Below are 12,650 nucleotides of genomic sequence, written 5' to 3'. Positions count from 1 at the left end.
CGGGGCCCGGCGCACCGTGTACGACGGGGCGCCGGGGCTCCGTGCCGTCCGCTCAGCGGGACGCCTCCGGGCCGGTCGGCTCCGCGCGGAAGTCGAGCAGGTAGAAGACCTTGTCCCAGCGGCGCTCGCCGACCGCGACGAAGGAGGGCAGCCGTCCGTACTCCCGGAACCCCAACGACCGGTACAGGCGCAGGGCGTGCGCGTTGTCGGCACGGGCGTCCAGGGTGAGCACCTCGACGCCGGCCTGCCGGGCGTCGTCGACCAGCGCGGCGGTCAACGCCCGGCCGGTGCCGCGGCCGTGGGCGGTACCGGCCACCGCGAGCTTCTCCAGATCGGCGTGCGGGCGGTGGGTCGGGCGGCTGTAGCGCAGCCAGTAGCCCAGGCCGATCAGGGTCCGCCCGGCGTAGGCGGCCCGCAGTGCCCCTTCGCCGGACGTGGCCGCGGCCAGTACGCGCTCGACCAGCTCGGCCACCTCTTCCCGACCGGGCGGGTCCACCCAGCCGAGCGGCGCGCCCGCGGCGACCAGATCGGCGAGTATCCGGTGCGCCGACTCGGCGAGCCCGGCGGCGAGTTCGGGGTCGGCCAGCACCGCGCGGGCGTCCAGGACGACGGGCTCGGGGGCGTTGTCGGGGTCGCTGATCATGAGGGGTCGCATGGGCGGCAGCCTAAGGCGTGCCCGCTGGATGGTGCCGAGGTGGCGGACCGCACCGAGCGGCGCCCGCCGCCCGCCCTGGGTTTCCGTCACGGCGCGGGCAGCTTGCGGACCGCGGTCTCCAGGGCCGCGACGATCCGCCGGACGTCCTCGGCGGTGGTCCGCCAGTTGCTGAACGCGGCGCGGAGGGCGGGCAGTCCGGCGTACACGGTGGGGGTCAGGAAGACCTCGTGGGCCACGGCGTCGGCCAGCGTGGCGAGGCGTGCGGCGGTGGGGGAGTCGGCGAGGGTGAAGCAGACGACGTTCAGGCGGACCGGGGCGAGCAGCCGCAGGCCGTCCAGGGAGGCGACCGCCTCGCCCAGGGTGCGGGCGCCGTCCGCGCAGCGTTCCACGATGTCGCGGTGGCCCTCCCGCCCGTAGGCGCGCAGCGTGAACCAGGCGGGGAGGGCGCGCAGCCGGCGGGAGTTCTCCGGGGTGAGGTGCACCAGGTCGGGGGTGTCGCCCAGCGGACCCAGGTAGGCGGCGGCGTTCTGGAAGACCCGGGCCTGGAGGTCGCGGCGCCGGGTGAACTGGACCGCGCTGTCGTACGGGACGTTCAGCCACTTGTGCAGATCGATGCAGAGCGAGTCGGCCAGGTCGAGGCCGTCGGCCAGGTGGGCGTGGTGCGGGGAGAGCGCGGCGAAGGCGCCGAACGCGGCGTCGATGTGCAGCCAGCAGCCGTAGCGGTCGCGGAGCGCGGCGAGGGCGGGCAGGTCGTCGAAGTCGGCGGTGTTGACGGTGCCGGCGTTGGCGACGAGGACGCAGGGGCCGTCGGCCTCCTGGAGAGCGCGTTCCAGCGCTGCCGGGTCCACCGCCTCCCGGCCCGGGAGGGTGGGGACGGTGACCAGCGCGGACCGACCGAGGCCGAGCATCGACAACCCCTTGGCCACACTGGAGTGCGGGGCGCCGGAGAGCACCCGCACCGGGCCGAGGGCGGCCACCCCGTCCTCGGCAGGGGAGACGCCGCGCCGCTCCCCGAGCCATTCGCGGGCGATCGCCAGGCCGACCGTGTTGGACATGGTGGCGCCGCTGACCAGCGTGCCCTCGTGGGCGCCGGACAGTCCGAAGAGCGTGCGCAGCCAGCCCACCGTCTCCCGTTCCAGATGCGCTCCGGTGGCGTCCAGGGACGACATGGAGTTCTGGTCCGCGATGGCGGTCAGCCAGTCGCCCGTGAGGGCCGCCGGGGTCACACCGCCGGTGACGAAGCCGAGGTAGCGCGGGCCGGCGCTCGCCGAAAGCCCGGGTTGCCAGCGCTCCCCGAAGTCCGCCAGGGCGTCCCGCAGTCCGGTGCCGCGCTCGGGCAGCGGCTGCGGCTCCGGGGTCGGCCGGGCGGGTACGACCGGCGCCTCGGCGAGCCCGTCGAGGAGGGCCGCGGCCTGCTGCCGGGTGGTCTCCAACAGGTCGGGCAGAGTGGCGAGGTCGGCGGCGAGAGGGGGGTGCACGGTGCTCTCCGTTCGTCGGTTCGGGACCGGTTCGCGGACGACGCTAGCCGGGGGCGGGCCCCGCCTCCTGGGCCAATGCGGGGAAAGTGGACTGGAATCGGGGGCGGGGAGCGGACCGGGCGCGGGCGCCCCGCACCGCGGCACGGGGTCCTACGCCCGCGCCGCGACCGCCGGCTCGGCCGGGGCGCCCGCCGCAGGGACCTCCTCCGCGGCGCGGCGCTCGTCCAGGAACCCGGCGATCAGGGCCGCGAATCCGGCCGGATCCTCGCCCGGCGCCCCGTGCCCGGCGTCGATCTCCTGATAGCGGCTGTCGGGGATCCCGGCCAGCAGCGCCCGCTGCTGATCGGCGCCGATGATCTGGTCGTGGGCGCCGGCCAGTACCAGCGTCGGTGCCGTGACCCGGCCGAGCAGCGGACGCAGGTCCACCGACAGGTCCACCTCGACCTGCCGGGCGATGCCGGGCGCCAGGGCCGCGGCCAGCCCCCGCACCAGTTCCTCGTTGGCCGCGGTGCTGGTGCGCTCCCAGTAGCGGGGGCCGAACGCCGCCAGCGGCAGCATCCGGGCGAAGTGCGCGGTGCCGTGTGCGGCGTCGGCGTGCAACAGGTCGAGCCAGTAGGTGAATTGGGCTCGCAGCCGGCTGTCCGTGTGCGCCCATCCGGCGTGCAGGACCAGCGAGCGGACCCGTTCGGGGTGATGCGCGGCGAGGTGGGTGGCGATCGCGGCGCCGAGCGAGTGGCCGACCAGGTGGAAGCGGTCCAGCCCGGCGTGGTCGGCGGCGGCCAGTACCTCGTCGGCGAGGTCCGCCAGGGTGAGCGGGCCGCCGTGGTCGGTGGTACCGCCGGAGCCCGAGTAGTCCGGCGCGACCACCGTGAAGCGGTCGGCGACGGCTTCGGTCAGCGGGAGCCACTGCTCGCGGGTGGCGCCGGTGCCGTGTACCAGCACCAGTCCCGGGCCGGTCCCGGTGCGGTCGTACGCGACGTCGGCCGCGCCGCTGCCGAGGGGTACGCGTGTGAGGGGCATGGCGGTCTCCTTCATGGGTGGGTGGTGCGGATGTTCAGGCGGTGGCGCGGGCGGCGGCCGCCGTCCGGGCGAGTGCGGCGCGCAGGAGGGTGTTGAACCGGTCGGGGCGTTCCTGGTGCGGCATGTGGCCGGCGCCGGGGACGACGTCGAGTTCGGCGCCGGGGGTGAGGGCGGCGCAGGTCCCGGCCACGTGAAGGGGGATGGAGGTGTCGAGTTCGCCGTGGATGTAGTGGATCGGCACCTGGAGCGCGGGCAGGATCGGCCGCGGGTCGTAGGTGGTGGCGGCGGTGAAGTGCTGGTCGATGTGGACGCCGGAGTCGAGGATCTGCCGGATCGTCCAGTCGACGAGGGCGGGCGAGGTGCCGGGTGCGTACCAGCCGGGCACCCAGCCGGCGAGCGTGCCGGCCCGGTCCAGGCGGAGACCCTCCCTCAGCTCCGCCATCGGCATTCCGGTGGACGGCCAGTACGCCGGTCCGTCCACGGCGATCACGCCGCTGATCAACTCGGGTCGGCGGACGCCCAGTTCGGTGGCGAAGGTCGCGCCGACCGACGAGCCGACGACCACCGGGCGGTCCAGTCGCAGCGCGCCGATCAGGGCCACCAGGTCGTTGACGACGCCGGCGGTGGTGTTGCCGCGGACGGGGCGGGCCGACCGCCCGCAGCCCCGCCAGTCGACCGTGACCACCCGGTGGTCCCGGGTGAAGTCGGGCAGCTGCGCACCCCAGGTCCGGGCGCTGGTGCCCCAGCCGTGCAGGAACAGCAGCGCGGGGCCGCTGCCCTCGTCCTCGTAGTAGAGGGTGGTGTCGTTGACGTCCAGGTTGGGCATGGCGGTCTCCCCTCGCCTCGTGGGTCCCGGCGGGCCCGCGGTTCGTGATGTGCCAAGCCAAGCGCGATCACGCCCGCCGACCAATGAGCGATCCGCGCCTACACTGATCGCGAACGGTGATCAATTGCCGGTCACGGCGAACAGGGGGGACCACGGGCCATGGAGATCCGACAGCTGCGCTACTTCCTCACCGTGGCGGAGGAATTGCACTTCGGCCGGGCCGCCGAGCGCCTGCACATCGTGCAGTCCGCGGTCAGCCAGCAGCTGCGCCGGCTCGAACGCGAACTGGGCACGGAGCTCTTCGCCCGCTCGACCCGCGTCGTCCGCCTCACCGAGGCCGGCGACCGGCTCCTGCCCTACGCCAGGGAGATGCTCGCCCTCCAGGCACGCGCCCGGGAGGCCATCGACGAACTGCGCGCCGAGCAGGCCGCGACGGTGCGGCTCGGCACCAGCTCCGGACTGGGCGCCCGGCTGGACGCCCTGCTCGCCGCGTTCGCCCGGCTCGACGACCAGGCCCAACTGGAACTCGTCACCGGCAGCACCGAGGAACGCCTCGCGAAGGTGCGCACCGGCGATCTGGACGCCACCCTGCTGCGCGGCGAACGGACCGACCCCGACCTGGAGTTCCTCCCGCTGTGGCAGGACACGCTGATGGCGGCGCTGCCCGCGCGCCACGAACTCGCCGCGCGGGAGACCGTCGAGCTGGCCCGGCTCGCCGAGCTGCCGCTGCGAATCTCCCCGCCCTCCCGCAACGCCGCACTCCACGACCTGGTCATGCGCTCCTGCCGGGAGGCCGGCTACGAGCCGCTCCCGGGACCGGAGTTCACCAACGCCCAGGACACCCTCGCCGCCATCGGCCACGGCAGACCGTCCTGGACGGTCTTCTACGCCCCGCACGCCGACCAGCTCCCGGTCCCCGGTGTGGTGTTCCGCCCGCTGTGCGAGCCGACGCCCACCATGCGGGCCTACCTCGCGGTGCGGTCCGGCCCGCCGCGGGCCGGTCTGCGCGCCCTGATCGAAGCCGCCTATGCGGCCGCCGACGGCGACGGTGCGGCCGGGGAGGGCCGGTGACGGCGTCCGGCGGCCGCGGGCCCGCCCGGGCCGTGCGCCACCGACAGGGGCCTAACTCGCCCGCGCCCAGGCGTACCGGTGTTCCGGACGCCCGGTGTCGCCGTACTTCAGGGTGAGGCTGATGTGGCCGGTGCGTTCCAGGTGCTTGAGGTAGCGCTGGGCGGTGGAGCGGCTGACCCCGGCGCGCTCGGCGACCTCGTGGGCGGAGAGCGGCAGCCCGGCCTCGTCCAGGATGCGGCGGATCAGGTCGACGGTCGCCGCCGAGTGGCCCTTGGGGAGTTCGGAGTGCGGGGTGTCCGGGGTGCGGAGCGCCGCGAAGATCCGGTCCACCTGCTCCTGACCGGCCTCGCCCCGACCGCCGACGCCCTCGACGGTGCGGCGGAGCGCGGCGTAGCCCTCCAGCTTCGCCCGCAGCCCGGAGAAGCCGAACGGCTTGACCAGGTACTGCAGGGCGCCGTACCGCATCGCCGCCTGCACCGTCGTCACGTCCCGGGCCGCGGTCACCATGATCACGTCGGAGTGGTGGCCCATCTGGCGCAGCCGCCGCACCAGGGTCAGGCCCGTCTCGTCCGGCAGGTAGTGGTCGAGCAGCACCAGATCGACGTGGTGGCGCTCCAACGTGGCCAGCGCGTGGGCCGCGGTGTGGGCACGGCCGACGACCCGGAAGCCGGGCACCTGGGAGACGTACGCGGCGTTGATCTCCGCGACGCGGAAGTCGTCGTCCACGACAAGGACATCGATCACGGTGACTCTCCTGTGGCCGTGAGCTGACGAGGGGGAGGGCCGGCGCGGAGCGCCGTCTGCCGGGGGTGGAGGGCGGACAGGGGGAGGGCGTGCGCCAGCCCCTCGGGTGCCAGTGCTTCGGGCAGGACGACGGTGAAGACCGCGCCGCCGCCCGCACGGGCGGTGACCCGGGCCATCCCGCCGTACCGCTCGGACAGCCGGCGCACCAGTGCCAGGCCGATGCCCCGGCCCCGGGACGCGACGGTGGCGCGCTTGGTGGACCAGCCCTCGGCGAAGATCCGCTCGCGCATCTCGGGCGCCACACCGGGCCCGGTGTCGCTGACCCGGACGACCGCGGTGGTGCCCTCGGCGCGCAGCTCCACCTCGACGAACGGTTCGACGCCGCGGCGCTCGGCGGTGGCGTCCAGCGCGTTGTCGATGAGGTTGCCCAGGACGGTGACCAGGTCGCGCGGGTCCACCACCGCGTCCGGCAGCAGCGTGGCGGGCGACACCCGCAGGGAGACGCCGCGCTCGGCGGCGATCGCCGCCTTGCCGACCAGCAGCGCGGACAGCAGCGGGTCGTGCACCCGCTCGGCGATCTGCTCCGCGGACGCCCGGTGGGCGCTGGCCACTTCGGCGACGAACTCCACCGCCATGTCGTACCGGCCCAGTTCGAGCAGCCCGCGCACCGTGTGCAGCTGGTTGGCGTGCTCGTGGTCCTGGGCGCGCAGCGCGTCCAGCAGGCCCTGGGTGCTGTCCAGCTCCCGGCCCAGCAGCTCCAGTTCGGTGCGGTCCCGCAGGGTGACGACCGCGCCGCCGTCCCGGGTCGGGACGCGATTGGCCACCAGCACCCGGCCGCCGCTGATCGCCAGCAGGTCGCCGCCGGCCACCCGGCCGGCCAGCACGTCGGTGGTGCGGCCCGGCGGCAGCACCTCGTCGAGGTCCCGGCCCGCGGCACCGGCGTCGAGGCCCAGCAGCCGCCCTGCCTCGTCGTTGACCAGCCGGATCCGGCCCCGCCGGTCGAAGGCCACCACCCCCTCCCGGATGCCGTGCAGCATCGCCTCCCGCTCGTCCAGCAGCGCCGAGATGTCCGCGGTGGCGACGCCGTGCGTACGGCGGCGCAGGCTCCGGGCGACCACCACCGCGGCCAGCACCCCGGCCGCCAGCGCCGCGCCCGCGTACCGCAGCAGCCCCGGGATGGCGCTCAGCAGCAGCCCGTGCACGCTGTCGTAGGCGATGCCGACCGAGACGGCGCCGACGATGTCGCCGCCGTCGTCGCGCAGCGGCACCTTCGCGCGGGCCGACCGGCCCAGGGTGCCGGTGTCGATCTGGCGGACCTCCTGGCCGGCCAGGGTCCGGCTGGGGTCGGTGGAGACGTGGTGGCCGATCTCGGCGACGTTGGTGTGCGACCAGCGGACCCCGCGGGTGTCCATCACGACGATGTACAGCGCCCCCGTCGCCCGCCGGATGCGCTCCGCGGTGGTCTGCACCGGGCCGCGCGGGGCCGGCGCGGTGGCCTCCACGTTGCGGGCCAGGTCCGGGTCGGCGGCGGTGGTCTCGGCGATGGCCAGGGCCCGGCGCATCGCCTGGTCGTCCAGGGCGTGGCTGAGCGGGGCCAGGAACAGGCCGGTGGCCAGCACCATCACACCGGTGGTGATGGCCAGCTGTGCGGTGAGGACCTGCGCGAAGACGCGACGGGGCCAGTGGATCCGCATACGGTCCCCCTTGTCTCGGCGGCCCTGCGCGCGATGCGGAACCGACACTTCCTGTTAGTGATGCTGCCTGTTGATCTCGTGTTTACGCAACGTAAGTCCCCGAGGCCCGGCTGCCCAGACCCCGTCGAACTTTTGTTGTTCCAGCGTGAGCAAAATGGGCACAACAGGGTTTGCGCGCAGAAAGACGGCTTGCGCCCACAAGGCTGCCGCGGTGGCCCGGCTCGCTCCTAGCCTCCCGATCCATGAACAGCCACACGAGCCCCGCCATCGAGCTACGGGGGGCGAGCAAAACCTTCCGCACCCCCTCGGGCGGACTGCACACCGCCGTCCGGGACCTGGACCTGACCGTCGGCCGCGGCGAGTTCGTCGCCGTGGTCGGGCCCACCGGATGCGGTAAGTCCACCACCCTGACCCTGGTCAGCGGCCTGGAAGAGCCCACCGAGGGCGAGGTGCTGGTGGCCGGCGAGCCGGTCCGCGGCATCGGCGACAAGGTCGGCTTCGTCTTCCAGCAGGACGCCGTCTTCCCCTGGCGCACCGTGCTCTCCAACGTCATGGCCGGCCCGCGCTTCCGCGGCGTCGCCAAGTCCGAGGCCAGGGAGCGGGCCCGCGAATGGCTCGCCCGGGTCGGCCTCGCCGCCTTCGAGGACCGCTACCCGCACCAGCTCTCCGGCGGTCAGCGCAAGCGCGTCGCGCTCGCCGCGACCTTCGTCAACGACCCCGAGATCCTGCTGATGGACGAGCCGTTCTCCGCGCTCGACGTGCAGACCCGGGCCCTGATGTCCGACGAGCTCCTCGACCTGTGGTCCGGCACCGGCGCTTCCGTCGTCTTCGTCACCCACGACCTGGAGGAGTCCATCGCGCTGGCCGACAAGGTCGTGGTGATGACCGCCGGCCCCGCCACCGTCAAGGAGGTCTTCACCATCGACCTGCCGCGGCCCCGCCGGGTCGAGTCGGTGCGGCTGGAGCCGCAGTTCATCGAGATCTACCGGGAGATCTGGTCCTCGCTCGGCGAAGAGGTCCGGATCACCCGCGAAAGGGGTGCCGCCCATGTCGCCTGAGACCGTCACCGCACCGGCCGCCACCGCGAAGGCCGGCCCCGCGGGGGAGCGCAGCCAGGCCCGTGCCCGCGCCGCCCGCAACCACAAGCTCCTCGTCTACGGGACCCGGGCCGCGCTCCTGGTCGGCCTGCTCGCCCTGTGGGAGTGGCTGGCCCGCGCCGCCGTCATCGACCCCTTCAACTTCTCCATGCCCTCGAAGATCTGGGACCAGATCTCCCAGTGGGCGGTCGACGGCACCCCGCAGGGCACCCTGTGGGAGCAGGTCTGGTACACGCTCTACGAGGCGCTGCTCGGCTGGGTCATCGGCGTCATCGGCGGTGTCGTGCTGGGCATCGCGCTCGGCCGGATCCGCTTCCTGGCCGATGTGCTCGGCCCGTACATCAAGGTCCTCAACGCGCTGCCGCGGATCGTGCTGGCCCCGATCTTCCTCATCTGGTTCGGCCTCGGACCGGCCTCCAAGGTCGCCTCCGCCGTCGTCCTGGTCTTCTTCCCGGTGTTCTTCAACGCCTTCCAGGGCGCCCGCGAGGTCGACCGCAACCTGGTGGCCAACTCCCGGATCCTGGGCGCCAGCAACCGCCAGGTCACCCTCCAGGTCGTCATCCCCTCCGCCACGTCCTGGATCTTCACCAGCCTGCACGTCAGCTTCGGCTTCGCCCTGATCGGCGCCATCGTCGGCGAGTACATCGGCGCGACCAAGGGCCTGGGCCTGCTGGTCTCGGCCTCCCAGGGCACCTTCAACGCCGCCGGTGTCTACGCCGCCATGGTGATCCTCGCCGTCGTCGCCCTGCTCGCCGAAGGACTGCTGGCCTTCCTCGAACGGCGGCTCTTCCGCTGGAAGCCGGCCGACAGCGGCGCCGACCGCTGACCTTGCCGCCGCCCCCCACCACACCCGCACCGCCTCACCTCACAAGGACGTGACCATGCGCACCCCACTCAAGATCTCGGCCGCGGTCGCCGCCACCGCGCTCGCCCTGACCGGCCTCACCGCCTGCGGCGGCGGTTCCACCGGCGGCTCGTCCGCGGACGCCAAGGACGGCAAGATCCAGATCATGGTGGGCGGCCTGGACAAGGTCATCTACCTGCCGGCCCGACTCACCCAGCAGCTCGGCTACTTCAAGGCCGAGGGCCTGGACGTCACCCTGCTCACCGAACCCGCCGGAGTCCAGGCCACCACCTCCCTGGTCTCCGGCGACGTCCAGGGCGTCGTCGGCTTCTACGACCACACCCTCGACCTCCAGGCCAAGAACAAGCAGGTCGAATCGGTGGTGCAGTTCGCCCACGCGCCCGGCGAGGTGGAGGTGGTCTCCAACCAGGCCGCGTCCGAGCTGACCTCGGCGAAGGACTTCAAGGGCAAGAAGCTGGGCGTCACCGGGCTGGGCTCGTCCACCGACTTCCTCACCAAGTACCTGGCGGTCAAGAACGGCGTCCAGGTCAACGAGTTCACCCCGGTCGCGGTCGGCGCCGGCCAGACCTTCCTCTCCGCGCTGCAGCAGGGCTCCATCCAGGGCGGAATGACGACCGACCCGACCGTCGCCCAGGTCGTCAACAAGAAGATCGGCAAGGTGCTCGTCGACATGCGCACCCCCGAGGGCTCCAAGGAGGCGCTGGGCGGCCTCTACCCGTCCTCCAGCCTCTACATGAACACCGACTGGGTGAACAGCCACAAGGACACCGTCCAGAAGCTCGCCAACGCCTTCGTCAAGACCCTGAAGTGGATGTCCACCCACACCCCCGAGCAGATCGCGGCGAAGATGCCCGCGGACTACGCGCAGGGCGGCAAGGAGCTCTACGTCCAGGCCATCAAGGACACCCTGCCGATGTTCACCAAGGACGGGGTGATGCCGGCCGACGGCCCCGCCACCGTCGAACGCGTCCTCAAGGCGTTCAACCCCACCCTCAAGAACGCCACCATCGACCTGAAGAAGACCTACACCACCGAGTTCGTCAAGAAGTGACGGCACGTCAGCAGATGTCGCAGACGTGAACTCCGCCGGGATCAGGTGCCGAAACCCATGTGCACGTGGTCCCGGTGGGTGTCGTCCGAGAAGAACTGGCCGGCCGTCCCGCCCGACAGCAGGTACGGCCCGCCGACGTTGTACGACCCGGCTGCCGCCGCCGCGCGCATCAACGACTCGACCAGCCGCCGCGGCGTCGCCGGATCGACCACCGCCCGCCCGTCGATCCGCCACACGTCGACCGCCCGCCCCCGCGGATGGTCGCTGGGCCGGTCGGTCCCGAACACCTTCAGCGGATGCCCGGACCGCACCACGCTCACCCCCAACCGGTGCTTCCGCGCCAGCTCCAGCAGCGCTTCCAGCACGCTGGTGTGCACCGCACCGCTGCGCACGTCCGCCGCGGCCGCCGGCGGCAGCTCGATCGCCGGCCCCGCCGCCAGCACCCGCCGCGCCGCCTCGCCCGGCGCCGCCGACGGCGCCCCGAGTGCCGCCGGATGCAGCGCCGTCACCTCCCACCGCGGCCGCGCCCGGCGCAGCCGGACGTCGACCGTCGTCCCGCCCGCCACCACCGCCCCGTCGTCCCGCCGCACCCACTGCCGGCACACCACCAGCACACTCGCCGTGTCCGCCAGGATCCCCCCGTACTGGGCGACCACCACCTCCAGGACCGCCTCCGCGCCCGCGGGCCGCAGCGGCCCCGCCTGGTCGACCAGCGACGGTGCCAGCCTCAGCGCCCCGACCCGCGCCCGCGCCGCGCCCCGCTCCCCGGCCGGCCACGCCCCGATCGCCCGGACCAGCTCCACGGCCCGCTCCTTCACCTCCGGCCGCACGTCCCCGGGGCTCGGCCGCCACACCCCGACATCCGGCAACCGGGACACCGGCCCCGTCGCCGTCGACCCCGGCCGGGCCGTCGGCGGCGCCCCCGCGGAGCCCCCGCCCGCACACCCCGCGACCCCCAACAGGACGGCCGGCGCCGCCTTGAGCAGGGCCCGCCGGCCGGGCCGCGCCCCGCCCCGCACCCCGTCCGCACCTTCCCCGAGAACGCTCATACGAAGTTGACCTCCCCGCGGACCAGCAGCGGGTCCGCCACCAACTGCCACAGCGGGACGGCGTAGTTGCCCAGGCCGTACCGGCCGCCGAAGTGCAGGCCGAGGACGCGGTGGTCGGTGAGGTCGATGACCGGTGAGCCGCTGTTGCCGCCCAGGGTGGAGCAGTCGTGGCGCAGTACGTTCCCCTCCGGCTCCAGGCCGGTGGTCGTCCCCGGCTGGAGCCGCTTGACGTTGTAGACGTCCATGAAGATCCGGCGCATGGACTCCGGTTCGTTGCGGCGCCCGTCCCAGGCCGGATAGCCGACGCAGTACACCGGGTGCCCCGGCACGTCCGGGGGCGCGTCCGCCGCGATCGCCAGGGGAGCGGGCAGCGCACTGCCGCCGAGGTACGGGGCGATCCGCAGCAGCGCCAGATCGACGTCCTGGTGGATCCCCAGGACCTCGGTGACCTCGTACGACGGTCCGCCGTCGGCGGGCTCCGGACCGGATCCGTACTCCTCGCCCAGGTCGAGGGCGGCGCCCAGCCCCTGCTGGAAGGCCCAGTCCTCGCCCGCGCTCCGGGCGAACTCCACCGCCACATGGCGATTGGTCATCACCGTCTCCGGCCCGACCAGGAACCCCGTCCCCAGCCAGTCCAGGCTGAGGTGACCGGAGACCTCCACCCGGCCGACCCGGGCCAGGGACTCCCGGATCGCCTCACGGTGGGCGTCCAGCACCGCCCAGTCGCCCTGCTGCGGCGCGAAGTCCTGGTGCCGGACGAGGATGGCCGGGCGCCCTTCCAGCAGGACGATCGCCTCCATCCCGAACGACTCGTCGTCGCTGATCTCGTCGGCCCGTCCCTCGGCGAGCTTCTCCAGGCCGCCGGCGCCGGCCGACAGCACCCGGGTGCGCTCCTGCCGGGCGTACTGCGAGATCTGCCCGGCCGGCAGCTCCGCCGCGGGCAGTGCCACGGCGGACTCCGGCTCCTCCCAGGACAGTTGGTCCCGCACCCGCGCCGCCACCGCGCGCAGATCGGAGAAGACCCGCTCGGGCCCGGTCGCCACCGGTGATCGGCTCCGCTTGTCCATCTCGTCCTCCTCGGTCGGGTCGGCGGGGCCGTG

The 12,650-nt window shown here is 73.7% G+C and carries 12 protein-coding genes; 4 read left to right on the top strand and 8 right to left on the bottom strand.

Features of this window, described 5'->3' with window-relative positions; genetic code table 11:
* Window positions 1-52: 52 nt before the first annotated feature.
* The 4 genes from CG747_RS11700 to CG747_RS11685 form a co-directional block, all read right to left on the bottom strand.
* On the bottom strand, window positions 53-655 hold the full coding sequence (locus CG747_RS11700; protein ID WP_257980345.1) for a GNAT family N-acetyltransferase: 603 nt from the start codon (window positions 653-655) through the stop codon (window positions 53-55).
* 86 nt (window positions 656-741) lie between these two features.
* Window positions 742-2,133 (bottom strand): pyridoxal-dependent decarboxylase, encoded by a 1,392-nt coding sequence (locus CG747_RS11695; RefSeq protein WP_100601632.1) that lies wholly within the window; start codon window positions 2,131-2,133, stop codon window positions 742-744.
* A 150-nt stretch (window positions 2,134-2,283) separates the two neighbouring features.
* Window positions 2,284-3,153 carry an alpha/beta fold hydrolase gene (locus tag CG747_RS11690; protein ID WP_100601631.1) on the bottom strand — a complete coding sequence of 290 codons (870 nt, stop codon included), beginning with the start codon at window positions 3,151-3,153 and terminating at the stop codon, window positions 2,284-2,286.
* A 34-nt stretch (window positions 3,154-3,187) separates the two neighbouring features.
* A complete protein-coding gene (locus tag CG747_RS11685; protein WP_100601630.1) occupies window positions 3,188-3,979 on the bottom strand; it encodes an alpha/beta fold hydrolase in 792 nt (263 codons plus the stop codon).
* Window positions 3,980-4,138: 159 nt separating this feature from the next.
* Between CG747_RS11685 and CG747_RS11680 the strand changes: the two genes are divergently transcribed.
* Window positions 4,139-5,050 carry a LysR family transcriptional regulator gene (locus tag CG747_RS11680; protein WP_100601629.1) on the top strand — a complete coding sequence of 304 codons (912 nt, stop codon included), beginning with the start codon at window positions 4,139-4,141 and terminating at the stop codon, window positions 5,048-5,050.
* A 51-nt stretch (window positions 5,051-5,101) separates the two neighbouring features.
* Here CG747_RS11680 and CG747_RS11675 read toward each other — a convergent pair whose 3' ends face one another.
* Together CG747_RS11675 and CG747_RS11670 are read right to left on the bottom strand one after the other, a co-directional pair.
* Window positions 5,102-5,794, bottom strand: a complete 693-nt coding sequence (locus tag CG747_RS11675) for a response regulator (protein WP_100601628.1) — start codon at window positions 5,792-5,794, stop codon at window positions 5,102-5,104.
* The gene (locus CG747_RS11670; protein WP_257980344.1) at window positions 5,791-7,488 is read right to left on the bottom strand and encodes a sensor histidine kinase; all 1,698 of its coding nucleotides are present in this window, start codon (window positions 7,486-7,488) and stop codon (window positions 5,791-5,793) included. Before CG747_RS11670 ends, CG747_RS11675 begins: the two co-directional genes overlap by 4 nt.
* 242 nt (window positions 7,489-7,730) lie before the next feature.
* Between CG747_RS11670 and CG747_RS11665 the strand changes: the two genes are divergently transcribed.
* The 3 genes from CG747_RS11665 to CG747_RS11655 are packed head-to-tail and all read left to right on the top strand — an operon-like array spanning window position 7,731 to window position 10,501.
* Entirely contained in the window at window positions 7,731-8,546 is an 816-nt protein-coding gene (locus tag CG747_RS11665) for an ABC transporter ATP-binding protein (RefSeq protein ID WP_100601627.1), read from the top strand.
* A complete protein-coding gene (locus CG747_RS11660; protein WP_100601626.1) occupies window positions 8,536-9,411 on the top strand; it encodes an ABC transporter permease in 876 nt (291 codons plus the stop codon). Before CG747_RS11665 ends, CG747_RS11660 begins: the two co-directional genes overlap by 11 nt.
* A 55-nt stretch (window positions 9,412-9,466) precedes the next feature.
* Complete coding sequence (locus CG747_RS11655) at window positions 9,467-10,501, top strand: ABC transporter substrate-binding protein (protein WP_100601625.1); 1,035 nt, start codon at window positions 9,467-9,469, stop codon at window positions 10,499-10,501.
* Between the two features lie 41 nt (window positions 10,502-10,542).
* Here CG747_RS11655 and CG747_RS11650 read toward each other — a convergent pair whose 3' ends face one another.
* Together CG747_RS11650 and CG747_RS11645 are read right to left on the bottom strand one after the other, a co-directional pair.
* Entirely contained in the window at window positions 10,543-11,550 is a 1,008-nt protein-coding gene (locus CG747_RS11650; protein ID WP_100601624.1) for a hypothetical protein, read from the bottom strand.
* The gene (locus CG747_RS11645; protein WP_100601882.1) at window positions 11,547-12,617 is read right to left on the bottom strand and encodes a serine protease; all 1,071 of its coding nucleotides are present in this window, start codon (window positions 12,615-12,617) and stop codon (window positions 11,547-11,549) included. The genes CG747_RS11650 and CG747_RS11645 overlap by 4 nt, the downstream gene beginning before the upstream one ends.
* Window positions 12,618-12,650: the final 33 nt, after the last annotated feature.

The organism is Streptomyces sp. CB02959, from assembly GCF_002803155.1.
Classification (GTDB): domain Bacteria; phylum Actinomycetota; class Actinomycetes; order Streptomycetales; family Streptomycetaceae; genus Streptomyces.
The sequence above is the reverse complement of the archived record's forward strand: the minus strand, read 5'-3'. Positions and strand labels throughout refer to the sequence as shown.

Bases quoted from the DNA above. Each gene is read 5' to 3' on its own strand.
- CG747_RS11670 (WP_257980344.1), bottom strand. From the start codon at position 7,488: ATGCGGATCCACTGGCCCCGTCGCGTCTTCGCGCAGGTCCTCACCGCA.
- CG747_RS11700 (WP_257980345.1), bottom strand. From the start codon at position 655: ATGCGACCCCTCATGATCAGCGACCCCGACAACGCCCCCGAGCCCGTC.
- CG747_RS11665 (WP_100601627.1), top strand. From the start codon at position 7,731: ATGAACAGCCACACGAGCCCCGCCATCGAGCTACGGGGGGCGAGCAAA.
- CG747_RS11660 (WP_100601626.1), top strand. From the start codon at position 8,536: ATGTCGCCTGAGACCGTCACCGCACCGGCCGCCACCGCGAAGGCCGGC.
- CG747_RS11690 (WP_100601631.1), bottom strand. From the start codon at position 3,153: ATGCCCCTCACACGCGTACCCCTCGGCAGCGGCGCGGCCGACGTCGCG.
- CG747_RS11645 (WP_100601882.1), bottom strand. From the start codon at position 12,617: ATGGACAAGCGGAGCCGATCACCGGTGGCGACCGGGCCCGAGCGGGTC.
- CG747_RS11650 (WP_100601624.1), bottom strand. From the start codon at position 11,550: ATGAGCGTTCTCGGGGAAGGTGCGGACGGGGTGCGGGGCGGGGCGCGG.
- CG747_RS11685 (WP_100601630.1), bottom strand. From the start codon at position 3,979: ATGCCCAACCTGGACGTCAACGACACCACCCTCTACTACGAGGACGAG.
- CG747_RS11655 (WP_100601625.1), top strand. From the start codon at position 9,467: ATGCGCACCCCACTCAAGATCTCGGCCGCGGTCGCCGCCACCGCGCTC.
- CG747_RS11680 (WP_100601629.1), top strand. From the start codon at position 4,139: ATGGAGATCCGACAGCTGCGCTACTTCCTCACCGTGGCGGAGGAATTG.